The following is a 23,341-nucleotide window of genomic DNA, read 5'->3' on the forward strand; positions in this document are numbered from 1 at the left end:
GAGCGTATGTTCGGGCCATCGCAGCGCCGGACGCTGGAGAAGTGCGGTCACGTGTCGTCCCCCTTTCAGTAGGGTAGGAACCGATGAGCGACCACGGGTATTCCCCCCTTTCCCCGACCGCCGCGCCGCGCGGCGCCTGGGCTGCGCCCGTGGCGGACACCGCGGTGGATGCCACGGTCACCGTGCCCGGGTCGAAGTCCCTCACCAACCGCGAACTGGTCCTCGCCGCCCTGGCCGACGGCCCCGGTGTGCTGCACGCCCCGCTGCACTCCGACGACTCCGCGCGCATGATCGACGCGCTGCGCACGCTCGGCGTGCACATCGAGGAGATCGACGAGGGATCGCCGTTCGGCCCCGACCTGCGGGTGATCCCGCCGTCGTCGTTCGCCGGCGCCGCCACCGTCGACTGCGGGCAGGCCGGCACCGTCATGCGGTTCGTGACGCCGGTCGCCGGGCTGGCCCGCGGCGACGTGCTCGTCACGGCCCACGAGAGCGCGCTGCACCGCCCCATGGGCGCCATGATCTCCGCCCTGCGCGAGGTGGGCGTCGACATCGACGACGGCGGCAGCTGGACGCTCCCGTTCACCGTCCGCGGGCACGGACACGTGCGCGGCGGAGAGGTCGAGATCGATGCCAGCCAGTCCAGCCAGTTCGTCTCCGGACTGCTCCTGGCCGCCCCCCGTTTCGACGTCGGACTGCACCTCCGCCACGTCGGGTCTCGGTTGCCGAGCGTGCCGCACATCGACATGACGGTCGAGGCCCTCGCCCATCGCGGCGTGCACGTCGAACGCCCCGCGGTCGGCGAATGGATCGTTCCGGCGGGTCCGATCCGCGCGAAGGACGTCGCGATCGAGCCCGACCTGTCCAACGCGGCACCCTTCCTGGCGGCGGCCGTCGTCACCGGCGGATCCGTGTCGGTGACGGGGTGGCCGGCCCACAGCACGCAGCCCGGCGCGCTGCTCCCCGAGATCCTCGGCGAGATGGGTGCGCGCGTGAGCCGCCGCGGCGGCACGCTCACCGTGACGGCGGGCGACGGCATCCTGGGCGCCGAGCTCGACCTGTCGGCCGCGGGCGAACTGGCCCCGACGATCTTCGGCCTCGCGGCGTTCGCCGACGGTCCGACCACGCTGCACGGCATCGGGCACATCCGCGGGCACGAGACCGACCGCATCGCGGCCCTGGTCGGCAACCTCCGCAGTCTCGGCGGCGAGGCGCACGAGCTGGACGACGGCATCCGCATCGTCCCGGCTCCGCTCCGCGGCGGCGAGTGGAAGGCGCACCACGACCACCGCATGGCCACGACCGGCGCCCTGATCGGTCTGCGTGTCCCCGGCGTCGTCATCGACGACATCGGCACGACCGCGAAGACCCTGCCGCAGTTCGCGGCGCTGTGGACGACGATGCTGGATCCGGATGCCACGGACTGACGCGTGAGCTGGCTCGACGACGCAGCCGACGACGACGACCTCGAATACGACGAGTCGTCGGTCCGGGTCCGCCCGAATCCGAAGGCGAACCGCCCGCGGACCAAGCGCCGACCCGCGCACGCCGACGCGCGGATCGCCCGCGTGCTGGGCGTGGACCGCGGCCGCTACACGGTGCTCATCGACGAGGACGGCCCCGACGAACGGCGGGTCCTCGCGTCCCGCGCCCGCGAGCTCCGCAAGCAGCCCATCGTCAACGGCGACCGCGCCCGCGTCGTCGGAGACCTCTCCGGCAGCGAGGGGACGCTCGGCCGCATCGTCGGGATCGAGGAACGCACGTCGCTGCTGCGGCGCAGCGCCGACGACACCGACCAGGTCGAGCGCGTCATCGTGGCCAACGCCGACCAGATGCTCATCGTCGTCGCCGCGGCCGACCCCGAGCCGCGCGAACGCCTCGTCGACCGCTATCTCGTGGCCGCGCTGGATGCCGGCATCCGTCCGATGCTCGTGGTGACCAAGACCGACCTCGCCGATCCGAGCGAGTTCCTCTCGCACTTCGCCGGCGTCGACCTGCGGGTGTTCACGAGCGGCCACGAGGCCATGCCGCTCGATCGGATCGGGGAAGCCCTCGCGGGGCACTCGACCGTGTTCGTGGGTCACTCGGGCGTCGGCAAGTCCACGCTGGTCAACGCTCTGACCGGCTCGGAACGCGCCATCGGCCACGTCAACGAGGTCACGGGGCGCGGGCGCCACACGTCCTCGTCCGCGGTGTCGCTGCGCTATCGCGGGCCCGCCGGATCCGGCTGGGTCATCGACACCCCCGGCGTCCGCTCGTTCGGGCTCGGGCACGTCGACCCCGCGAACGTCCTCGCGGCCTTCACCGACCTCGCCGAGATCGCCGAGGAGTGCCCGCGCGGCTGCACCCACCTGCCCGACGCCCCCGACTGCGCGATCATCGAGGCCGTGGCATCCGGTCGCCTCGGGCCCGAGGCCGCCGCGCGCCTCGACTCGCTGCAGAGGCTCCTCACGACGTTCCGGTCCATCGAGCGTTCTAGGCTGGAGGGGTGACGACTCTCGAAGCCGGCCAGGCCGCTCCCGATTTCACCCTGCTCGACCAGGACGAGCACCCCGTCTCGCTCAGCGACTTCCGCGGTCGCCGGGTGATCGTGTACTTCTACCCCGCGGCGCAGACGCCCGGGTGCACGACGCAGGCGTGCGACTTCCGCGACAGTCTCGCCTCGCTCCAGGGCGCGGGCTACACCGTGCTCGGCGTCTCGCGGGACACCCCCGAGAAGCTGCGGGCGTTCCGCGACAGCGACGGCCTGACGTTCCCGCTGCTGAGCGACCCCGACCACGCGGTGCACGAGGCGTACGGCGCGTGGGGCGAGAAGCAGAACTACGGCAAGACCGTCACCGGTGTGCTGCGCTCGACTTTCGTGATCGACGAGGAAGGTCGCATCGTCGAGGCGCAGTACAACGTCAAGGCGACCGGTCACGTCGCGCGCCTGCGCAAGTCGCTGGGGCTCGCGACCGCCTGATCCGGTCCGCGCTCAGCCGTCGTCGCGGCGGCGCGGCGCGGACGCCCGTACGGCGAGGATCAACAGGATCAGCCCCACGACCGCGGGCGCCGCGATGAGCAGCGCGATCCCGGGCGCCGCCCACTCCCCCGTCACCGCGCCGATCGCCACGGACAGGATCAGCAGCTGTGTGACGATGCCGCCCGAGCGGCCGGCCGAGACCTCGCGGGAGGTCGCGACGGCGAACGCGCCGATGATGGCCGCTCCGATCACGGTGAGCACGATGAGGGCCACCGAGCTCACGACCGAGTCCGTGTCTCCGCCGACGAGCGCGACGACCTGCCAGCCGGCGAGCGCCAGCACGCCGATGGCTTCGAGCCCGAGGACGAGCGCGGCCAGATGACGAACCGGCATGACCCGCGATCCTTCCCGACGAGTGTTTCCCCGGCGTTGCAACCTGGAAACCTGCCGGTTACCTCTTGATCGGCCGGAAGCGCTGTGGGAGCATGGAAAAAGCCGTGTGCTCCCACAGCGAAGTGGGGCGAGCAATCGCTCGCGTATCCCACCAGGGTACCGGACCCGAACCCCGGTGCCCGCCAACGAATATTTTTCTGCAACAAGGAGCACCCTTATGGATTGGCGCGACAAAGCAGCCTGCCTGACCGTCGACCCCGAGCTGTTCTTCCCCGTGGGCAACACCGGCCCCGCGGTCGACCAGATCGAGAAGGCGAAGTCGGTCTGCGCGCGCTGCACCGTCACCGAGGTCTGCCTGCAGTACGCCCTCGAGTCCGGCCAGGACTCGGGCGTCTGGGGCGGTCTCTCCGAAGACGAGCGCCGCGCGCTCAAGCGCCGCGCCGCGCGCGCCCGCCGCGCGTCCTGACGCCGCATCGCCGTCGAGAAGCCCACCCCCACGGGGTGGGCTTCTTCGTTCCCCAGGCCGGGTGCGGCGCCCGCACAGAGATCGGGCCGGGTGTGCGGCGCCCGCTCAGCGATCCGCGCAGAATCACCGCCCACCGGCCGAGGCGGGCTGAGTCTGCGCCGGTCGCGGGGGGTGCGCCGCGGTCAGGCGGTGACGCGGTCGATGTAGCGCAGGGGAATCTCGATCGTGACCTCGGTACCGCTGCCCATCAGGGTGTGCCAGTCGATGGTTCCGCCGAGCTCGCCCTGGATGAGCGTGCGGACGATCTGCGTGCCCAGGCCCCGGCCCACCTGTCCCTCCGGCAGCCCCACGCCGGTGTCGCGCACGCGCACCTCGAGCATCTCGTCCCCGCGTTCCGCGGCGATCTCCACGTCGCCCTCCTGACCCGCGAGCCCGTGTTCGACGGCGTTGGTCACGAGTTCGGTCAGCGCGAGCGCGAGGGGCGTGGCGTACTCGCTCGGCAGCGTGCCGAAGCGCCCGGTGCTGCGGGTCCGCGCCCGCGTGTTGGGGGCGGCGGCGACCTCGGCGACGAGCTTCAGCACGCGGGCGAACACGTCGTCGAAGTCGACGTTCTGGGCGAGCCCCTCCGACAGGGTGTCGTGGACCACCGCGATCGCCGACACCCGTCGCATGGCCTGGGTCAAGGCATCCCGGGCTTCGTCGGAGTGCGTCCGCCTCGCCTGGATGCGAAGGAGGGATGCCACGGTCTGGAGGTTGTTCTTGACGCGGTGGTGGATCTCTCGGATCGTGGCGTCCTTGGTGATGAGCTCCTGCTCCTGGTGCCGGATCTCGGTCACGTCGCGGCTGAGGACGATCGCGCCGATGCGCGTTCCGCGGTCGCGGAGGGGGATGGTGCGCAGCGACACCTGCACGCCCCTCGCCTCGATGTCGGCGCGCCACGGGGCGCGTCCGGTCACCACGATGGGGAGCGACTCGTCGACGTCCTGCCGCTTGGCGGGGAGGATGCGCTCGGTGACCTCGGCGAGGGACTCCCCTTCGAGCTCGTCGTCGAAGCCCATGCGGTTGAACGCGGACAGCGCGTTGGGGCTCGCGAACGTCGTGATGCCGTCGACGTCGAGGCGGATCAGCCCGTCGGAGGCGCGCGGCGCACCGCGGCGCGGGGAGGTCGGGGCCTTCAGATCGGGGAACTCGCCGGAGGAGATCATCCCGAACAGGTCGTCGGCGCAGTCGTTGAAGGTGATCTGCTGACGCGACGGCGTCCGTGTCTCGCCGAGGTTGGTGTGACGGGTGAGCACGCCCACGGTGACCTCGGCGTGCCCGTCGCGCGCGAGCGTGCGCACGATCGGCACCGCGCGCACCCGCGTCGGCGTCTCCTCGAACCAATCGGGGGATGCCGAGTCGACGATGCGTCCGCTCTGGAACGCCTCGCGCACCTGCGTGCGCCATTGCGGACGCACCCGGTCGCCGACGATGTCGCGGTAGAACAGCGTCGCCGCTCCCCCGGGCCGGGTGTGCGCGACGGCGACGAACGAGTCGTCGGGGGTCGGCACCCAGATGACGATGTCGGCGAATGCGAGGTCGGCGAGCAGCTGGCCGTCGCCGGCGAGCCGATGCAGCCACTCGACGTCGGCCTCACTGGAGCGGCCCTGGGCGTAGACGAGTTCGCTGAGTGTCGACACCCCCTCAGCCTAGGCCGCCGACACCCGTGATCCGGGCCCGCCGGGCCGAGGGCGGGTCCCCGCGCGTGATCCCCCTCCCGGCATCCGCGCGAATGCGACTCGGGTCGCGGCCATGGCGCGCGCGGGTGAAGGCAGCGGGTGAACCCGCGATCCCGGCAACTCGGGGGACATGATGATCGCGCGCTCGAAGCCCCGTCACCCCCCGCCCCTTTCGTGCGCCGGAATCGATCGCGCGGCTCCGCGGGATCGAGCTTCCGGCCGTGCGCGCGCTCCCGACGACGACCGCGCCCGGGCCCGGGAATCGCCCGCTCCTCACCCTCGCAGCGTCCTCTCCGTGGCCTCGCGCGCGGTTCGCCTCGCCGTCCGGGACCTCCTACCGTCGTGCCACACCCCCTGGCACATACGAGACACGGAAGTCCCCCCACAATGTCCGCTCCCCTCCTCCGCGGCTCGGAGCACGCCTCAGCCGCCGTCCGAACCGACGCCTTCTTCGCCCCGCAGCGCACATCCTCCGAGCACCTCCCCTCGGCGGACATCTTCGTCCGGAACGTCGTGCGCGGAGCACTCGAGGTCTTCGCCGGCGTCCGCGAGGCGGAGCAACTCGCGAGATGGACGACGGAGGACGTCTACCGCGCCGTCGTGGTCCGCGCGGGTCTCGCCGCCCGGGCGCGCAGCGCACGGCGCATGCCCACACCGCGCGACGTTCACGAGATCCGGTCCGTACACCTCTCCTCCCCCGCCGACGGGGTCGTCGAAGCCACCGTGATCGCCGCGGCGCGGACGCGCACGCGCGCCATCGCCCTCCGCATCGAAGGTCTGGACGGCCGCTGGCGCGTCACCGCCCTCGCACTGCTGTGACGCGGCGCCTCAGGGCCGCCACGACGCGAGGAAGTTGCCCAGACGCTCGATGGCATCCGAGATCACCCGGGCCTCGGGGAGCGTCACGATGCGCACGTGGTCGGTCGTCGGCCAGTTGAAGCCCGAACCCTGCACGAGCAAGACGTGCTCCGCGATGAGGAAGTCGCGCACGAACTGCGCGTCGTCGGGGATCTCGTACACCTCCGGGTCGAACCGGGGGAAGGCGTACAGCGCGCCGCGGGGCATGACGCACGAGACGCCCGGGATCGCTTCGAGACCCTGCCAGGCGGCATCCCGCTGCTCGTGCAGGCGTCCCGTCGGGGCGATCAGCGCGTCGATGGACTGCACGCCCGACAGCGCCGCCTGGACGGCGAACTGCGCCGGCACGTTCGGGCACAGACGCGTGGATGCCAGCAGGTTGATGCCGTGCAGGAACCCCTCGGCGTGCTCCTTCGGCCCCGTGATCACGAGCCAGCCCGACCGGTACCCGGCGACGCGATACGTCTTGGACAGGCCGTTGAAGGTCAGGACGAGCAGATCCGGCGCGACCGTGGCCATCGGGATGTGCACCGCGTCGTCGAACACGATCCGGTCGTAGATCTCGTCGGCGAGCACGAGCAACGAGTGCTCGCGGGCGATGTCGGCGAGCCCGTCGAGCACCTCACGCGAATACACCGCGCCGGTGGGGTTGTTCGGGTTGATCACGACGATCGCCTTGGTGCGCGGCGTGATCTTCGAGCGGATGTCCTCGAGGTCCGGCTGCCACTCCCGCGACTCGTCGCAGATGTAGTGGACCGGCGTGCCGCCGCCCAGGCTCGTCATCGCCGTCCACAGCGGATAGTCCGGAGCGGGGATCAGGACCTCGTCGCCCTCGTCGAGCAGCGCCTGCATGGTCATCGTGATCAGCTCGGACACCCCGTTGCCGAGGTACACGTGGTCGGGGTCGACGTGCGGGAAGCCGGGCTCCTGCTCGTACCGCGACACGACGGCCCGGCGGGCGGACAGGATGCCACGGCTGTCGCTGTACCCGTGGGCGTGCGGCACCGACGCGATCATGTCGCGCACGATCTGATGCGGCGCCTCGAACCCGAAGATCGCCGGGTTCCCCGTGTTGAGCTTGAGGATCGAGTGCCCCTCGGCCTCGAGTCGATCGGCCTCGACGAGGGCCTCCCCGCGGATCTCGTAGAGGACGTCCTTCAGCTTCGACGACTGATCGAGGGGGCGCAGCGGGCTCATCGCCTCAGGATATCCCCGGGCCGAACCGGCCAATCACCCACCCGTGGCCTGCCCCGACGCACGGATGCCGTGCCCCCGCGCGGCGGCGAGGACACGGCATCCATGGGGGTGGTGCTACTTCTTCTTGCCGGCGGCGCGGCGGTCGGCGCGGTTGTTCGCGACGGGCTCGGCTGCCGCCGTGCGCTGCCCGAAGGCGCCGCGCGGACCCGACGGCGCGGCCTCGGCCGCGGGGGCCGCCGCCTGGCCGGCCTGGCGCAGACGGTTCGTCGCCGCCTGCTGCACCTGACCGCGGTCGTTGCGCACCTCGACTTCGCCGGCGTCGTTCGCCGCGGAGTACTCCAGGCGCTGACCCTCGACCGCTGCCGGGGCCAGGCCCTTCGCCTCGACCTGGGCGCCCTCTTCGCCGTCGCCCTTCCGGACCTCGACCTCGAGGTTGTAGAGGAAGCCGGCCGACTCCTCCTTGATCTGCCCCATCATCGACTGGAACATCTGGTAGCCCTCGCGCTGGTACTCGATCAGCGGGTCGCGCTGGGCCATGGCGCGCAGGCCGATGCCGTCCTTGAGGTAGTCCATCTCGTAGAGGTGCTCGCGCCAGCGACGGTCGAGCACCTGCAGGACGACGCGGCGCTCGAGTTCGCGCAGCGCCGGGGCGCCGAGCGTCTGCTCGCGGTTCTCGTACGCGATGCGGGCGTCGGAGATGATCTCGCGCTTGAGCCCCTCGGGGGTGATGCGGCCCTTGTTCCCGCCGGCTTCGGCGACGACCTCGTCGATCGTGACGCTGACGGGGTACAGGGTCTTCAGCTCGGTCCACAGCGCATCGAAGTCCCACGACTCGGTGTGCCCGCTGCCGGTGTGGTCGTCGATGATGGCCGTGATGGCGTCCTCGATGAAGTGCTGCACGCGGTCGGCGATGTCGTCGCCCTGGAGCATGTGACGGCGGTCGGCGTAGATCGCCTCGCGCTGACGGTTGAGGACGTCGTCGTACTTGAGCACGTTCTTGCGCATCTCGGCGTTGCGGGCCTCGACCTGCGACTGCGCGCTCTTGATCGCGCGCGAGACCAGACCCGACTCGATCGCGACGTCATCGGGGAAGTTCGTGCGCGCGAGGATCGCCTCGGCGGCCCCCGACTGGAACAGGCGCATGAGGTCGTCGGTGAGCGACAGGTAGAAGCGGCTCTCGCCGGGGTCGCCCTGACGGCCCGAACGACCGCGCAGCTGGTTGTCGATGCGACGCGACTCGTGGCGCTCGGTGCCGAGCACGTACAGGCCGCCGGCCTCGGTGACCTTCGCCGCCTCTTCGGCGACGGTGTCGCGGACGGCGGTGTACACCGAGTCCCACTCCGCCTCGTAGGCCTCGGGCGTCTCGACGGGATCGAGACCCTTGGCCTTCATCTCGGACACGGCCAGGAACTCGGCGTTGCCGCCGAGCATGATGTCGGTGCCGCGGCCGGCCATGTTGGTGGCGACCGTGACAGCGCCGAGGCGACCGGCGCGGGCGACGATCTCGGCCTCGCGCGCGTGGTTCTTCGCGTTCAGGACCTCGTGACGGACGCCCTTCTTGGACAGGAGCCGCGACAGGTACTCGCTCTTCTCGACGCTCGTCGTGCCGACGAGGACCGGCTGGCCCTTCTCGTGACGCTCGGCGATGTCCTCCACGACCTGCGCGAACTTCGCCGTCTCGTTCTTGTAGACGAGGTCGGGCTGGTCCTTGCGGATCATCGGCTTGTTGGTCGGGATCGGCACCACACCGAGCTTGTACGTCGACATGAACTCGGCCGCCTCGGTCTCGGCGGTACCGGTCATTCCCGAGAGCTTCTCGTACAGGCGGAAGTAGTTCTGCAGAGTGACCGTGGCGAGGGTCTGGTTCTCGGCCTTGACCGGGACGCTCTCCTTCGCCTCGATCGCCTGGTGGATGCCCTCGTTGTAGCGGCGACCGACGAGGATGCGACCGGTGTGCTCGTCGACGATCATGACCTCGTCGTTCATCACGACGTAGTCGGTGTCGCGCTTGAACAGCGCGATCGCCTTGATCGAGTTGTTGAGGAACGAGATGAGCGGCGTGTTGGCCGACTCGTACAGGTTGTCGATGCCGAGGTAGTCCTCGACCTTCTCGATGCCGGGCTCGAGCACACCGATCGTGCGCTTCTTCTCGTCGACCTCGTAGTCGACACCGGCCTCGAGCGTACGGGCGAGCTTGGCGAACTCGGTGAACCAGCGGTTGGCCTCGCCCGACGCGGGACCCGAGATGATGAGCGGCGTGCGGGCCTCGTCGATGAGGATCGAGTCGACCTCGTCGACGATGGCGAAGAAGTGACCGCGCTGCACGAGGTCTTCCTTGCGCCACGCCATGTTGTCGCGCAGGTAGTCGAAGCCGAACTCGTTGTTCGTGCCGTAGCTGATGTCGGCCTCGTACTGCTCGCGGCGCACCTCGGGCGTCTGCCCCGAGACCACGGTGCCGGTCGTCATGCCGAGGGCGCGGTACACGCGGCCCATGAGCTCGGACTGGTAGCTCGCGAGGAAGTCGTTCACCGTGATGACGTGGACGCCCTTGCCCGCGATCGCGTTGAGGTAGGCCGGCAGAGCCGCGGTCAGGGTCTTGCCCTCACCGGTCTTCATCTCGGCGATGTTGCCGAGGTGCAGGGCTGCGCCGCCCATGATCTGGACGTCGTAGGGACGCTGACCGAGCGTGCGCTTGGCCGCCTCCCGGACGGCGGCGAACGCCTCGGGCATGAGCTGGTCGAGGGTCTCGCCGGCCTCGTACCGCGCGCGCAGTTCGACCGTCTCGTTGCGCAGCTCCTCGTCGGTGAGCTGCTCGTAGTCCTCTTCGAGGGCACCGGTCGCCTTCACGACGCCCTGCAGTCGGCGGAGGATGCGCCCCTCTCCGGCGCGCAGCAGTTTCTCGAGCGGATTGGCCACGAAGCATCTCCATCTATCGGGTGCGGCGCCCTCGTGGACGCCGGCCTGCGCACAGGCATACACGGTCATGTTATCCGTGTTATCCGTTCGTGACCTGCGAGCCCGCTGGCTTTCCTGCTCGCCGTGCGCGCCCGTAGCGAACACCCGGCTCGCTCCGAAGAGCCCCGCCTAGGATCGAGGCATGGCCGGTTTCTGGGGTAAGAGGAAGCGCGAAGAGCAGGACGCCGCGGATGCCGATCTGGCACGCCGCGCCGAACTCGCCATCGTCGCCGCCGACGAACGCGTGCGGCTGACCTCGGACGAGCTGGACTTCGCGCGCGCCGAACTCGGAGACAAGGCCACGGAAGACCTGGCGGCGGCCCTGCAGTCGGTGAAGGTGCACTTGGCCGAAGCGTTCCAGCTGCACCAGCTCAACCACGACGAGATCCCCGACACCAAAGACGAGCTGCGGACGCGCAATGCCCGCATCATCCAGCTGTCGGAGTGGGCCGAGGACCTCCTCGAAGAACGCACTCTCGTCCTGCAGCCCAAGATCGATGCGGTACGACGCGCACCCGAGACGCTCGCCCGCGTACGCGCGGACCGCGACCGTCTGGCCGAGCGTGTCCCCCACGCCCGCGAGATCGTCGAGCGGCTGGCCCAGCGGTACAGCCCCTCGGCGCTCCGGCAGATCGCCGGGAACCCCGAAGAGGTCCAACAGCTCCTCGACTTCGCGGTGCACACCGCCGGCGTCTCGGAGCGCCGTCGGGAAGCCGGTCAGCGCGAGCAGGCGTCCGTGGCGCTCGAAGCCGCGACCGAGGCGGTGCGGCGCGCCGAATCGCTCCTGGACGCCGTCGACACCTTCGAGATCGAGGCCCTGCGCGCCGAGTCGACGCTCGCGGCCGTGATCGACGACTCCCGGGGCGACCTGATCGATGCCCGTCGAGGTGCGCAGACGCCGGCCGTGCTCCAGGCCATGGCGACGCTCGAGCGCGAGCTGCAGGCCCTGCCCGCGGCGGGTGCCCGCACCGACCCGTTCAGCGCGCTCTCTTCGCTCCGTCAAGCCAATGCCGACCTGGATCTCGCCCGCGAGCGCGCGGCCCGACCCGTTCCCTCGCAGGAGCAGGTCGAGCACGCCATCGACGACGCCGACCGCCAGCTCGCCGTGGCCCGCGGCCTCATCACGGGACACCGCGGATGGATCGGCGCGGACGCGCGCACGCGGTTCGTCGAGGCCGAGCGGCTGCGCGCCGGTCTCCCCCTCGGACCGATCGCCGACGACCAGCGAGAGACGGCGCTCGCCACCGCACGGCGCGCCGGAGCCCTGGCATCCGAGTCGCTGCAGCTGGCCCAGCGCGACATCGAACAGTCCCGCCCCGACGACTGGGGCGGCAACGGATACGGCCGCGGCGGCTACGGTCGCGGCGGCGGGATGAGCGGCGGCAACATGGTCGGCGGCATGCTCGGTGGCCTCGTCATCGGCTCGCTGCTGGGCGACATCTTCGACGGCTGACCCGTCGTGAACGAAGAAGGGGCCCCGTCCGATGGACGGGGCCCCTTCTCCGTCGATGGTCAGGACGCGACTGCGACCTCCGGTGAGGCCTGGGTGCCCAGCGCGATGACGCCGTAGTCCCAGCCCTTGCGGCGGTAGACGACGCTCGGGTGGTCGGTGCGCGCGTCGATGAAGAGGAAGAAGTCGTGGCCGACGAGTTCCATCCGGTCGACGGCGTCTTCCACCGTCATCCACTCGGCGCCGAACTCCTTCTGCCGGATGACGACCGGGCAGTACTCCGCTTCTTCTGCGGACTCCGCCTGCACGGGCACGGAACCCGTCGCCACGGCACGCAGGACGTCGACGGAGGCGGGCTCGACGTCAATGCCCGCGAGTTCGCCCGTCCCCTTCTCGAACTTCGCCCCGCGCGGGTGGTTTCGGGCGTCGACGCGCTTCTGCTTCGCGCGGCGCACCTGCTCGGAGATCTTGTCGACCGCCAGATCGAGAGCGGCGAACTTGTCGGTGTCGGTCGCTTCCGCCCGGACGACGGGACCCTTCCCGTCGAGGGTGAGCTCGACGGTATCGTCCTCCATCCGACCGTTGCGATAGGAGCGATGCGTCACCTTGACTTCGAGCGTGTTCGCGCGGGGCGCGAGGTGCTCGATCCGGCTGACCTTCTCTTCGACCACCGAGCGGAATCGATCGGTGATACCGACTCCCACGCCGACGATGCTGGTGTCCATCCGTGACCTCCTTGTTCCGGGTTCCGCCCGGTCTAAGGGCGGAACAGCCGTCGCCTTCAGTCCCTCCCACGGTAGTCGGATGGACACCGACCTGTCACGTGTCAATCACCTCGGATTCACGTGAGGATCCGCTGCGTCGCGGCGTGTGCGCGAGAGCGACCGCGACGATGTCGCGCGCTCCGGCCGCACGCAGGGCCGACACCGCGTCCCCGAGAGTGGCGCCGGTGGTGAGGACGTCGTCGACCACGACGACCGGCCCGGCGGGAGGGGTGCGCGCGACGAACAGCCCGGCAACGTTGGCCTGCCGTGCCGAACGGGTGAGACCGCGCTGGTCGGCGGAGCGGCGGCGCATCCGCAGCAGCGGCACGGCCCGCACTCCCGCGCTGCGCACGAGGAGGTCGACGGGGCGGTATCCCCGGCGCCGGTCGGCCGCGCGCGAGGCCGGGATGGTCGTGACGGTCGCTCCGGCCGGAACGGCGGCGAGCGCCGCCGCGAGAGCGGGACCGAGGGCGCGGGCGAGCCCCGTGCGCCCGTCGGACTTCATCGCGCGGATGACGCGCGCGGCGACGCCGTCGAACTCCAGCGCGCTGAAGACCTCCACATCGGCACCGAGACGACGCCTCACGACGCGCGGGACGAGGGCGGCGAGGCATCCCTCGCAGATGTCGACATCGAGCGCACCGCACCCCGCGCACGCCACCGGGAACCAGAACGCGAGCGCGTCGCCGACGGCGCCGCGGATCGCACGCCGCCACACCGTCGGAGAAGAGGAAGCCATGACGGAAGCGTGGAGCAGCGCGGCATCCGCACGCCGGCCCGGTGTCGCGATCCGTGGACCAGGCCGCCGTCGCCCCACCCGGGGAGGAGGGGTCAGGACGTGGTGCCCTGCTGCACCGCCAGCACGCGGATGTCCGTGGCCACGAGGGTCCACGAGCTGCCGCGGCGGCTGAACAGGCGACCGGAGTCGTCGAGGATGCGCACGCTCGCGCTGCCCCCGGAGATCGCCTTCGCGCTCTCGGGGACGGATCCCACGGTGCCCCGGCCGCCAACGCTGAGCTCATCGAGTCGTGCCGCGCCGTCGACGGAGGTCAGCACCCCGACGACCGTGTCGTCGAGCCAGGCGAGATCGAACGCGCCCGGTTCCGAGAACGACAGGACGTGCGGGGGGCCGAGGCTGACCGCGTTGCCCTCGCGCACGATGCCCGCGAGCCACACCTCCCGGACCCCCGCGACGGTCACGACCGCCGCGACGCGCGTGCCGTCGCGCGAGATCTGGAACGACACCACCTCGGAGGCATCCGGCCACGCGTTGCCGATCTCGCGCGGAACCCCCTGCGGCGTGTACGCGCGCAACTGCGACGGCGACGAGCGCGGAACGCTCCAGACCTCCCCCACGGCATCGATCGACGGCGGCAGCAGACCCGCGCGGTCGTCGAGGAGGAACGTGCCTCCGTCGGCGAGCGCGCTCGCGACCGCCCCCTGCTGCGTCAGGACCGCGGCGAGACTGCGGTCGGCTTCGAGCTCGACACTCGTCGGCGCCAGCGACTCCACCGCATCCGAGAGCGTGGGGATCGTGTCGACGGTCTCACCGTTGAGCACCCCGAAGGTCCCGTCCGCGGTGAGCACGGCCGGCGACGGGTCGACCCGGGTGACCTTCACCGGCAGCTCGGTCGCGGCGATGGGCGTCCCGTCGACCGTCATCTGGACCTCGCTGATCCCGGCCGTGACGAGGCTGCGGGTCAACTGCGTCTGCATGCGGTCGAGGGTGGTGCGATCCAGGCTCAGTGCCGCCTGGGGCAGTTGCACCTGCGCCACGCCGCTCGCGGACAGGGTCACCGAACGCCCCACCAGCGAGAGCTCGTCGGGGAACGCGCTCTTCACGGCGCCCGCGAGCCACGCGCTGGGCTGCCCGTCGACCAGGGCGGTCGTGACGCGACTGGCCACGAGCGGGCGCGGGAACCACCGGACGTCGGGGACGATGTAGCTCCACGTGGGATCGAAGTACGCCACGGATGCCGCCTGATAGACGGTCGGGAAGACCTCCTCGTAGAGCACGACGCCGTCGGGCGCGGATGTGATCCGCCACTGGTCGTCGACACGCGCAAGGGTGAACGAGAGGGTCTCGGTGGCCCCGTTCACCGCCGGGGAGTAGGCGCCGTCGGCATCCACCCCGGCGATGGTCGAGAGCTGCACACCCACGCTCGTCCCGTCGGGGACCGCTGTCGCGCGCCGGTCGGCGAGACGGTCGATCGTGACCCGGGCGCGCGGGTCCCACTGGGTGCCGGGGGCGAGGAAGAGCTTGGCCGTGGCCCAGTCGTCGGCGGGGCCCGATCCCGCACGCAGGAAGCCCTCCACGATCTCGGAGGGCGAGGCGTCTTCCAGCGGACCGTCCGGCACGAACGCGAACTGCTGGGTCTGGTCGACCTCCGGTCCCCGACCCGGGTTGACGTACCCGGTCGTCGGCAGCCCGGTGCAGGCGGAGAGGACCAGGACCAGGAGCAGACTCAGGCCCGCGAATGCGCGTTTCACGACGGCGTCCTCCCCGTCCGTCCGAGCGAGATCGGCTGGGTCAGCCCCAGCGCTTCGAGCGCGCCGCCCTGCTCGTCGTCCGGGACGAGCGGCAGCGGCGATCCGCCGAGCGGACGCCCGTCGCGCGGGAGGGTGAGCAGGAAGTTCGAGCCGTGGCCCAGCTCGGACCACACCGACAGCGTGCCGCCGTGCAGCCGCGCGTCGCCCAGCGCGATGGAGAGCCCGAGCCCCGTGCCGCCGATCGTCCGCACGCGCGAAGGGTCCGCGCGCCAGAAGCGGTCGAACACGCGCTCCACGTCGTCGGCCCGCATCCCGAGACCGAAATCGCGGACGCTGAGGGCCACGGCATCCCGGTCGCTGTCGACGGAGACGACGATCGGCCGCCCCTCCCCGTGCTCGATCGCGTTGCCGAGGAGGTTGCGCACGATCCGGCGCACGCGCCGCCCGTCCATGTCGATGGGGGTGTACCCGCCGGGCGCGACGAGACGCACGTCGCTGCCGTGCTGGTGGGCGAGCTGCTCCATCGACGCGATGACGTCCTCGGCCAGGTGCGCCATGCTCGTGGGCTCGAGCTCGAGCTGCACCGAACCGGCGTCGTACCGGCTGATCTCGAGGAGGTCGGTGAGGAGCACTTCGAACCGCTGCACCTGGGCGTGCAGCAGCTCGGCGGCACGCGCCGTGGTCGGCTCGAACTCCGCCCGCTGGTCGTTGATCATGTCGGCGGCGAGGCGGATCGTCGTCAGGGGCGTCCGCAGCTCGTGCGAGACGTCGGAGACGAACCTCTGCTGCACGAGCGAGAGGTCGGCCAACTCCTTGATCTGGGACTCGATGCTGTCGGCCATCGCATTGAACGAGCGGTTCAGCGTGGCCAGCTCGTCCTCTCCGCGGACGGGCAGCCGCACCCCCAGGTCGCCCGCCGCCAGTTTGGCGCTGGTCTCGGCGGCATCCGCGATCGGGGTCGTCACCGATCGGAGCACCACCCAGGCGATGGCGCCGATCAGCACGACGAGCACCAACCCGACCACCCACAGCAGCACCTGCACGAACGCGAGCGTCTGGGCGGCGCTGGTGAGGTCGTACCCCATGTAGAGCTCGTAGTAGTCGACGCCGTCCTGCGCCGGGAACCGGAGCTGATGACCGACCAGGATGCCAGGGACCTCGCGCCCCGCGTCGGACGGCAGCGCCACCGACTGCCACCACTGCAGATCGGGGTTGGACTGGACCTGCGTCCGCAGGGCGTCGGTGACGATGGCCGAGTCGAACGCCGGGGAGATGAACGGCTGCGGCGCCAGCGGGGAGGGCGGCCCGATGCGGTAGAGCGCGATGAGGTCGCTCGAGGACTGCTGCGACAGGCGTGTGGCGATGCCGTTCATCAGCGTCTGCGCCGCGGCCGGGTCGGTGGAGTCCACCGCGGCATCCAGGGTCGCCTGCGCCGCGGCGGTCGCGCGCTGCGCTTCGAGGAGCACCTGGTCCTTGCGGGCGGTGAACAGTTCGTTCTGGATGACGAGCGCCATCGCCACGCAGGTGACGAGGATCGTCGCGGCCGTCAGGGCGACGGCGATCACGATCGTGCGGAACCGCAGGGAACGACGCCAGAGCGTCGCCAGACGGTCGCGGAGGCCGCGCCAGTCGATCGGCCGCCTCACCCGGGTGATCGGGAGCGTGCGCACCGCGCCCGTCATGAGGGCCTCAAGCCACCGCGCCGGCGCGATAGCCCACCCCGCGCACGGTGGTCACGATGCGCGGGTTGTCGGGATCGGCCTCGATCTTGGCGCGCAGGCGCTGGACGTGGACGTTGACCAGACGCGTGTCGGCTTTGTAGTGGTACCCCCACACCTGCTCGAGGAGCATCTCGCGGGAGAAGACCTGCTGCGGCTTCTCGGCGAGGGCCACGAGGAGCTCGAACTCGAGCGGGGTCAGCGCGATGGGGCTGTCGCCGCGGCGGACCTCGTGTGCGGCGACGTCGACGACGAGGTCGCCGATCCGCAGCATCTCGTCGGCCGGAGCCTGCGCCGGACGCAGCCGCGTGCGGATGCGGGCGACGAGCTCTTTCGGGTTGAACGGCTTGACGATGTAGTCGTCGGCGCCGGACTCGAGCCCCTTCACGACATCGGCGGTGTCGGTGCGGGCGGTCAGCATGATGATCGGGATGCCGGACTCCGCGCGGACGCGGGTGCAGATCTCGATCCCGTCGACGCCGGGCAGCATGAGGTCCAGAAGGATCAGGTCGGGGCGCTCGGTGCGCCACGCGTCGACCGCCTGCGCGCCGTCGGCGCAGAACACGGTCTCGAATCCCTCGGTGCGCAGCACGATGCCGATCATCTCGGCGAGCGCGGTGTCGTCGTCGACAACCAGGATCCGTGAAGTCATCGGGTGTACGTCTTCCGTCTCGGCCCCGTTCGGGAACGGGTAACGCGCCGCGGGTGGGGCGCATCACCCCGAGCGTAGTCGACGTGCCCGCGATGAGGCCGAGCCTGTCCGGGGTGTGTGACACGATGAGGACACAGCCGACCGCCGAGGAGGCGTCATCGTGACCGCGTACCCCGCCTGGACGCCGGCCTCGCGCGCCGGGATCGTGCCGCTGCATCCCTACGGATTCGGCACCATCCTCGGGCGCTCCTTCGTGGCGCTGCGCCACAACCCCCGCGTCCTGCTGGGTTTCGCCCTCATCGTGCAGACCGTCGCCTACGTGGTCGTGACGGCGGCCATCGCGGCTGTGGCGATCGCGAGCTTCTCGCGCCTGGACACCCTCGTGGAGGGCAGCGACGCGTTCGACGCCGTCCTGACCGGGTCCATCGCCCTGACCGGCGTCGCCGCCCTGGTGCTCGGGGCCCTGGCCGGGGCGCTCGGCATCCTCGTGCAGGCCGTCGTCGTGACCGAGGTCGCCTCGGCGGTCGTCGCCGAGAAGCCGACGCTGCGCGAGGCCTGGAGGCGGGTGCGCCCCGTCTTCCTCCGGCTGATCGGTTACGCGCTGCTCACTCTTCTGGCCTCGGTCGTCGTCCTCGCGGTGCTGGGCGGGATCGCGGTCCTCGTGGGGCTGGCGGTCCTCCCCCTCGGCATCGTGCTGGGCGTGCTGTTCGCCCTCGGCCTCATCCCCCTCTACGCCTGGCTCTCGACAAAGCTCTTCCTCGTCCCCTCCGCGATGATCCTCGAGGGGGTCGGCATCCGACGCGCCATCGCGCGGTCGTGGGTGCTGACGCGGCGGCGGTTCTGGTCGACGTTCGGCGTGATCGTGATCATCTCGCTCGCGTTCGGCTTCGTCGCCCAGGTCATCTCGATCCCGCTGAGCCTGCTCTCGGGCGGGATCTCCGCGATCGTCGCGCCGACCGGGGCCGAGAACCCGAGCGCGCTCGTGGCCTTCGTGGTGATCCAGTTCGTCGGGCAGATCGGCATCCTGCTGGTCCAGTGCATCGCCGTGGTGGTGCAGTCGACCTCGGCCGTGCTGGTGTACGTCGACGCGCGCATGCGCGTGGAGGGCCTCGACCACGACCTCTCCACCTACGTCGAGGCGCGCGACGCGGGAGCGACGGAGCAGGCCGACCCGTACCGCGCCGGAATCGGCCGCAGGTTCGCGCCCGCCCCGGCGTGGGGGGCGCCGCCGGCGGCGGCCTGGCCCGCACAGCCCGCGGCCGGCGGCCCCGGCGCGGCGTGGCCCGTACCGACCGCAGCACCGGCTCCGTCCCCCGCGGCGCATCCCGCACCCACCGCGGCACCGGCGCCGCAGCCGGCACCGACCCCGCCGCCCGCGCCGGCGACCCCACCGTCCGACCCGACCGCCTGGGCCGCCCCCGGCGCCCCGCCCGCGGGTTCGTGATCACGGCGCTCCGGGCGCTGGTCGGCGCCGTTCCGCTGCTCCCCGACGCCGACGAGGCGCGGGAGTGGGCCGAGCGCGAGCTCGCCGACCCGATCTACCGCGCGGCCGAGCCGACGCCGTTCGACCGGGCGGCACGGGCCGTCCTCGACTTCCTGCAGCGACTGTTCACCGCACCGGTGTCGGGCGACTGGGGCCCCTGGGCCTTCGTGGTGCTGGCCGTCCTCGCCGTCGCCGCCATCGTCGTCGGACTGCTGATCTGGGGCCGCCCCCGTCGCACGGCCCGCGCCCACCCGGCCGCCCGCGCCCTCTTCGACGACGACGACGGGCGCTCGGCCGACGAGCTCCGCGCCGACGCGGCCGCAGCGGCCGACCGCGGCGACTGGGACGCCGCGATCGTCCTCCGCTTCCGCGCGTTCGCGCGCGGACTGTCCGAGCGCGGCATCGTCGACCCGCCGCCGGGGGCCACCGCCCGCGCCTTCGCCCGAACCGCCGGGGCGACGCTCCCCTCCCTCGAGGGCCCTGCACTCGCGGCGGCCTCGGTGTTCGATGACGTGCGCTATCTCGGACGCCCGGGCACGGCCGACGCCTACGCCCTCGTCCGCCGCCTCGACGAGACCGCGGTGCGCGCCCGTGTCGGAATCCCGGATGCCGGGGCGGTCGCGCCGTGACGTCGCTCGCCGGACCGACGACCCGCCGCCGCCGGACCGCGGTCGGCTGGATCGCGTTCGTCGCCGGCCTCGCCGTGGTCGGGCTGTTCGGCACGACGCTGGTGTTCGGCGGGTGGACGCCGCGCGATGCGCTCGACCCCGATTCCTCCGCCCCGGACGGCACCCGCGCGGTCGTCCGCGTCCTCGAGCAGCAGGGGGTGCGGGTCGTCGTCGCACGCGACCTCGCCGCCGCCGAACGCGCCCTGGATGCCGCGCCGAGCACGCTCGTCCTGCGCGACGCCCCGATGCTCAGCGACGCGACGCTCCGCCGTCTCACGGCGAAGGCGAGCGACGTCGTGCTCGTCGAGCCGCGCTCCCGGACGCTCGAGGTCCTGCTGAACGGATCAACGCTGGGCGACGTCGTCGACGACCGCTCCGTCGACCCGGTGTGCGATCTTCCCGCACCCCGTGCGGCCGGCCCCGCCCGTGTGGGCGAGCTGTACGCACCCGGTGACGGCGTGACCGGGTGCTACCCGGCGGAGGGCGGATTCGGCGTCCTCGTCCACGCGGACGGTGACCGGTCGGTCGCGGCGCTCGACGGTCTGTCCGTCCTCACGAACCGGGCGCTTCCGCTCGACGGCGACGCCGCCCTCGCCCTCGGGCTGCTCGGACGCAACGCGACGCTCGTCTGGTACGTGCCGTCGCTCGCCGACGCCGACACCGGCGACGCCGTCCCCACGATCGGCGACCTCACCCCGGGGTGGGTGACGCCGGCGATGGCGCTGCTGCTGATCGCCGGACTCACGGCCGCGGTGTGGCGCGGGCGCCGATTCGGTCCGCTCGTGACCGAACGCCTGCCCGTCATGGTGCGCGCGAACGAGACCACCGAGGGACGGGCCCGGCTCTACGCCGCCTCCGGCGACGCCGCGCACGCGCTCGACGCGTTGCGCCGTGCCGCCCGCCGCCGACTGGTGCGACTGCTCGGTCTGCCGGCGCGCACGCCGGCGGGGCAGATCGCCGACGCGGTGGCGGAACGGCTCGGAACCGACCGGGCGGTCGTGTACGGCATCCTGATCGACGACCTCCCCCGCACCGACCGCGAGCTCGTCGCGGCCAGCGATCGACTGCGCGATCTCGAGACGAGCGTCCGCGCGACCCTCCGAACGGAAAGGACCCCCCGATGACCGACAGTCCTCTCGGCTCCCCCGACCACCCCACCGCGGCCCCGTCAGCGGCGACCGCTCGAGCGGACGCCGACGACGCCGCGCTGCGTCAGGCGATGCACCGGGTCCGCACCGAGGTGGGCAAGGCCGTCGTCGGCCAGGACGGCACCATCACGGGGCTGCTCATCGCCCTCCTCGCGCGCGGCCACGTGCTGCTCGAGGGCGTGCCGGGCGTCGCCAAGACGCTGCTGGTGCGGTCGTTCAGCCGGGCGCTCGGGCTCGACACGCGACGCGTGCAGTTCACCCCCGACCTCATGCCGGGCGACGTCACCGGTTCTCTCGTCTACGACGCACGCTCGGGCGAGTTCGAGTTCCGCGCCGGCCCGGTGTTCACGCACGTGCTCCTCGCCGACGAGATCAACCGCACGCCCCCGAAGACGCAGGCCGCGCTCCTGGAAGCCATGGAGGAGCGCCAGGTCTCGTCCGACGGCGTCAGCCGCCCGCTGCCGGATCCGTTCCTCGTCGCGGCCACGCAGAACCCCGTCGAACACGAGGGCACCTACACGCTGCCCGAGGCCCAGCTCGACCGCTTCCTCCTCAAGCTGGTGGTCGATCTCCCCGACCGTGACGCCGAGGTCGACGTCCTGCGGCGCCACGCGGGCGGGTTCGACGCGCGGCGCCTCGCCGACGCCGGGGTGGATGCCGTCGTCACGGCGCCCGAGATCCTCGCGGCGCAGCGCGCGGCGGCATCCGTCGCCGTCGCCGACGACGTTCTCGGCTACGTCGTCGACCTCGCCCGGGCGACCCGGCAGAGCCCGTCCGTTCTGCTGGGTGTGAGCCCGCGCGCGTCCACCGGTCTGCTCGCGGCGGCGAAGGCGTGGGCGTGGCTCGGCGGCTACCCCGCCATCACCCCCGACCACGTGCAGACGATGCTCGTGCCCGTCTGGCGGCACCGCATCCGGCTGCGACCCGAAGCCGAGATCGAAGGGGTCTCGGTGGATGCCGTCCTCACCTCGGTCCTGCAGCAGACCCGCGTTCCGCTCTGATGCACGTCACCGGCCGCCTGGCCCTGCTCGTCGCCCTCGGCGTCGTCCCCCTGGTCCTGCTCTCCTCCGCCGGGGCCGAGCCGTGGGCCGTGGTGGGCGGCTGGCTCGCGCTGTGCGCGGGGCTGGCCGCTGTCGACGTGCTGCTCGCCGCGAGTCCCCGGACGGTCGAGATCACCCGGCGGCTGCCCGAACGCGCCCTGCGGGACGAGCCGGTCGCGGGGGAACTGCGGGTGCGAAACCTCGGCCGTCGCCTGCTCCGCGCCCACGTGCGCGACGCGTGGCAGCCCACCGCGGGCGTCCCCCCGGAGCGGCTGCGCTTCGTCGTGCCGCCGGGGGAACGACGCGGCGCTCCCCTGCCGCTCCTGCCGCGCCGGCGCGGCGAGCTTCGCAGCGAGTTCGTGGTCGTGCGGTCGAACGGGCCGCTGCGCCTCGCCGGGCGGCAGGCGACGATCCCGGCCGCGGCCGGACTCCGCGTGCTCCCCCCGTTCACTTCGCGACGACACCTGCCGTCGCGCCTGGCGCGTCTGCGCGAACTCGACGGCAACACGACCCTGCAGGTGCGCGGTCCCGGCACCGAGTTCGACAGCCTGCGCGAATACGTGCGCGGCGACGATGTGCGTTCGATCGATTGGCGCGCCACGGCCCGCGCGGGAACGACGATGCTGCGCACCTGGCGCCCCGAGCGCGATCGACACGTCGTCATCGTCGTCGACACCGGCCGGACCGCCGCGGCGCGGGTGGGCGACGGCACCCGGCTGGACGCCGCGATGGAGTCGGCCCTGCTCCTCTCCGCCCTCGCGGCACGGGCGGGCGACCACGTGCACCTGCTGATGTTCGATCGGGTGACCCGGGCGCGCGTCACGCGCGTCGACGGCGCGGGGCTGCTTCCCGCGCTCGTCGACGCGATGGCCTCCGTCGAACCGCAGCTCATCGACACCGACTGGGATGCCGCCTTCACTCAGGTGCGCGGGTTCACGCAGCGCCCGGCCCTCGTCGTGCTGTTGACGGCCGCGGACGATCCGGAGGCTGCGCGCGCGTTCCTCGCGTCACTGCCCGCCGTCGCGGCACGTTCACGTCTGCTCGTCGCGACGGCCACGGACGGCCCCGGCGACGCCCCCGCGCTCGACGACGCCGCCGCCGTCTACGCCGCGGCCGCCGTCGAGCGCGCCCGATCGGACGCCGATCGCGTGCGGGAGGCCGTCGAGCGGGCCGGCGGCGACGCGATCTCGGCGTCGGCCGACGACCTGCCACCGCTGGTCGCCGACCGCTATCTCGCGCTCAAGGCGGCCGGGCGCCTCTGAGCGCACGGCGGCACGGCCCGCTCCCTCTCTCACATACCCCATGCAGCCTGTCGCATACGTCGCGGCTTATCCTGGGGGGTACCCTTCCAGCCGCCGGCGTGTCCCTCCGCGCGCGGC

The 23,341-nt window shown here is 72.0% G+C and carries 20 protein-coding genes; 11 read left to right on the plus strand and 9 right to left on the minus strand.

The window, feature by feature from the left end:
• Positions 1-83 precede the first annotated feature (83 nt).
• From aroA to bcp, 3 genes are read left to right on the plus strand one after another with little or no spacing between them, the layout of a single operon-like run.
• Complete coding sequence (aroA, locus tag BW982_RS05345) at positions 84-1,427, plus strand: 3-phosphoshikimate 1-carboxyvinyltransferase (RefSeq protein ID WP_076490989.1); 1,344 nt, start codon at positions 84-86, stop codon at positions 1,425-1,427.
• 3 nt (positions 1,428-1,430) lie between these two features.
• The gene (gene rsgA / locus BW982_RS05350; protein ID WP_076490990.1) at positions 1,431-2,492 is read left to right on the plus strand and encodes a ribosome small subunit-dependent GTPase A; all 1,062 of its coding nucleotides are present in this window, start codon (positions 1,431-1,433) and stop codon (positions 2,490-2,492) included.
• Positions 2,489-2,962: a thioredoxin-dependent thiol peroxidase gene (bcp, locus tag BW982_RS05355; protein WP_076490991.1), complete on the plus strand. Its 474-nt coding sequence runs from the start codon at positions 2,489-2,491 to the stop codon at positions 2,960-2,962. The genes rsgA and bcp overlap by 4 nt, the downstream gene beginning before the upstream one ends.
• A gap of 12 nt (positions 2,963-2,974) precedes the next feature.
• On the opposite strand, the gene BW982_RS05360 is transcribed toward bcp, so the two are convergent.
• Entirely contained in the window at positions 2,975-3,355 is a 381-nt protein-coding gene (locus BW982_RS05360) for a histidine kinase (protein ID WP_076490992.1), read from the minus strand.
• Positions 3,356-3,572: 217 nt separating this feature from the next.
• Between BW982_RS05360 and BW982_RS05365 the strand changes: the two genes are divergently transcribed.
• Positions 3,573-3,821, plus strand: coding sequence for a WhiB family transcriptional regulator (locus BW982_RS05365; protein ID WP_013583608.1), 249 nt, complete (start codon positions 3,573-3,575; stop codon positions 3,819-3,821).
• Positions 3,822-4,003: 182 nt separating this feature from the next.
• Here BW982_RS05365 and BW982_RS05370 read toward each other — a convergent pair whose 3' ends face one another.
• Positions 4,004-5,500: a sensor histidine kinase gene (locus BW982_RS05370; RefSeq protein ID WP_076490993.1), complete on the minus strand. Its 1,497-nt coding sequence runs from the start codon at positions 5,498-5,500 to the stop codon at positions 4,004-4,006.
• Positions 5,501-5,926: 426 nt separating this feature from the next.
• On the opposite strand from BW982_RS05370, the gene BW982_RS05375 reads away from it, so the two are divergent.
• Entirely contained in the window at positions 5,927-6,358 is a 432-nt protein-coding gene (locus BW982_RS05375) for an Rv3235 family protein (RefSeq protein WP_076490994.1), read from the plus strand.
• Between the two features lie 9 nt (positions 6,359-6,367).
• Here the strand turns inward: BW982_RS05375 and BW982_RS05380 are convergent, their stop codons facing one another.
• Both BW982_RS05380 and secA read right to left on the minus strand, forming a co-directional pair.
• The gene (locus BW982_RS05380) at positions 6,368-7,594 is read right to left on the minus strand and encodes a pyridoxal phosphate-dependent aminotransferase (protein WP_076490995.1); all 1,227 of its coding nucleotides are present in this window, start codon (positions 7,592-7,594) and stop codon (positions 6,368-6,370) included.
• Between the two features lie 114 nt (positions 7,595-7,708).
• Positions 7,709-10,510 carry a preprotein translocase subunit SecA gene (gene secA / locus BW982_RS05385; protein WP_076490996.1) on the minus strand — a complete coding sequence of 934 codons (2,802 nt, stop codon included), beginning with the start codon at positions 10,508-10,510 and terminating at the stop codon, positions 7,709-7,711.
• 181 nt (positions 10,511-10,691) lie between these two features.
• Here secA and BW982_RS05390 point away from each other — a divergent pair, with 181 nt between their 5' ends.
• Complete coding sequence (locus tag BW982_RS05390) at positions 10,692-12,002, plus strand: coiled-coil domain-containing protein (RefSeq protein ID WP_076490997.1); 1,311 nt, start codon at positions 10,692-10,694, stop codon at positions 12,000-12,002.
• Between the two features lie 59 nt (positions 12,003-12,061).
• On the opposite strand, the gene raiA is transcribed toward BW982_RS05390, so the two are convergent.
• From raiA to mtrA, 5 genes are all read right to left on the minus strand, one after another.
• Positions 12,062-12,724, minus strand: a complete 663-nt coding sequence (raiA, locus tag BW982_RS05395; RefSeq protein WP_076490998.1) for a ribosome hibernation-promoting factor, HPF/YfiA family — start codon at positions 12,722-12,724, stop codon at positions 12,062-12,064.
• Between the two features lie 94 nt (positions 12,725-12,818).
• On the minus strand, positions 12,819-13,502 hold the full coding sequence (locus BW982_RS05400; protein WP_076490999.1) for a ComF family protein: 684 nt from the start codon (positions 13,500-13,502) through the stop codon (positions 12,819-12,821).
• Between the two features lie 92 nt (positions 13,503-13,594).
• Positions 13,595-15,253: an LpqB family beta-propeller domain-containing protein gene (locus tag BW982_RS05405; protein ID WP_076491000.1), complete on the minus strand. Its 1,659-nt coding sequence runs from the start codon at positions 15,251-15,253 to the stop codon at positions 13,595-13,597.
• Positions 15,250-16,935, minus strand: coding sequence for an MtrAB system histidine kinase MtrB (gene mtrB / locus BW982_RS05410; protein WP_076491001.1), 1,686 nt, complete (start codon positions 16,933-16,935; stop codon positions 15,250-15,252). Before mtrB ends, BW982_RS05405 begins: the two co-directional genes overlap by 4 nt.
• A 7-nt stretch (positions 16,936-16,942) precedes the next feature.
• Positions 16,943-17,623: an MtrAB system response regulator MtrA gene (mtrA, locus tag BW982_RS05415; RefSeq protein ID WP_076491002.1), complete on the minus strand. Its 681-nt coding sequence runs from the start codon at positions 17,621-17,623 to the stop codon at positions 16,943-16,945.
• A 160-nt stretch (positions 17,624-17,783) separates the two neighbouring features.
• Between mtrA and BW982_RS05420 the strand changes: the two genes are divergently transcribed.
• The 5 genes from BW982_RS05420 (at position 17,784) to BW982_RS05440 (ending at position 23,224) form a co-directional block, all read left to right on the plus strand.
• Positions 17,784-19,067: a glycerophosphoryl diester phosphodiesterase membrane domain-containing protein gene (locus BW982_RS05420; protein WP_076491003.1), complete on the plus strand. Its 1,284-nt coding sequence runs from the start codon at positions 17,784-17,786 to the stop codon at positions 19,065-19,067.
• Positions 19,064-19,735: a DUF4129 domain-containing protein gene (locus tag BW982_RS17665; protein WP_076491900.1), complete on the plus strand. Its 672-nt coding sequence runs from the start codon at positions 19,064-19,066 to the stop codon at positions 19,733-19,735. The genes BW982_RS05420 and BW982_RS17665 overlap by 4 nt, the downstream gene beginning before the upstream one ends.
• The gene (locus BW982_RS05430; protein ID WP_076491004.1) at positions 19,732-20,898 is read left to right on the plus strand and encodes a DUF4350 domain-containing protein; all 1,167 of its coding nucleotides are present in this window, start codon (positions 19,732-19,734) and stop codon (positions 20,896-20,898) included. The genes BW982_RS17665 and BW982_RS05430 overlap by 4 nt, the downstream gene beginning before the upstream one ends.
• Positions 20,899-20,993: 95 nt before the next feature.
• The gene (locus BW982_RS05435) at positions 20,994-21,923 is read left to right on the plus strand and encodes an AAA family ATPase (protein ID WP_076491902.1); all 930 of its coding nucleotides are present in this window, start codon (positions 20,994-20,996) and stop codon (positions 21,921-21,923) included.
• Positions 21,923-23,224 (plus strand): DUF58 domain-containing protein, encoded by a 1,302-nt coding sequence (locus BW982_RS05440; RefSeq protein ID WP_076491005.1) that lies wholly within the window; start codon positions 21,923-21,925, stop codon positions 23,222-23,224. The genes BW982_RS05435 and BW982_RS05440 overlap by 1 nt, the downstream gene beginning before the upstream one ends.
• The last annotated feature ends 117 nt before the right edge of the window (positions 23,225-23,341 follow it).

Source organism: Microbacterium sp. RURRCA19A, from assembly GCF_900156455.1.
Taxonomy (GTDB): Bacteria; Actinomycetota; Actinomycetes; order Actinomycetales; family Microbacteriaceae; genus Microbacterium.

Excerpts from the sequence above, each read along its gene's own strand:
- aroA (WP_076490989.1), top strand. The coding sequence starts at position 84 with ATGAGCGACCACGGGTATTCCCCCCTTTCCCCGACCGCCGCGCCGCGC.
- BW982_RS05360 (WP_076490992.1), bottom strand. The coding sequence starts at position 3,355 with ATGCCGGTTCGTCATCTGGCCGCGCTCGTCCTCGGGCTCGAAGCCATC.
- BW982_RS05365 (WP_013583608.1), top strand. The coding sequence starts at position 3,573 with ATGGATTGGCGCGACAAAGCAGCCTGCCTGACCGTCGACCCCGAGCTG.
- BW982_RS05375 (WP_076490994.1), top strand. The coding sequence starts at position 5,927 with ATGTCCGCTCCCCTCCTCCGCGGCTCGGAGCACGCCTCAGCCGCCGTC.
- BW982_RS05380 (WP_076490995.1), bottom strand. The coding sequence starts at position 7,594 with ATGAGCCCGCTGCGCCCCCTCGATCAGTCGTCGAAGCTGAAGGACGTC.
- BW982_RS05390 (WP_076490997.1), top strand. The coding sequence starts at position 10,692 with ATGGCCGGTTTCTGGGGTAAGAGGAAGCGCGAAGAGCAGGACGCCGCG.
- raiA (WP_076490998.1), bottom strand. The coding sequence starts at position 12,724 with ATGGACACCAGCATCGTCGGCGTGGGAGTCGGTATCACCGATCGATTC.
- BW982_RS05400 (WP_076490999.1), bottom strand. The coding sequence starts at position 13,502 with ATGGCTTCCTCTTCTCCGACGGTGTGGCGGCGTGCGATCCGCGGCGCC.
- mtrB (WP_076491001.1), bottom strand. The coding sequence starts at position 16,935 with ATGACGGGCGCGGTGCGCACGCTCCCGATCACCCGGGTGAGGCGGCCG.
- mtrA (WP_076491002.1), bottom strand. The coding sequence starts at position 17,623 with ATGACTTCACGGATCCTGGTTGTCGACGACGACACCGCGCTCGCCGAG.
- BW982_RS05435 (WP_076491902.1), top strand. The coding sequence starts at position 20,994 with ATGCACCGGGTCCGCACCGAGGTGGGCAAGGCCGTCGTCGGCCAGGAC.
- BW982_RS05440 (WP_076491005.1), top strand. The coding sequence starts at position 21,923 with ATGCACGTCACCGGCCGCCTGGCCCTGCTCGTCGCCCTCGGCGTCGTC.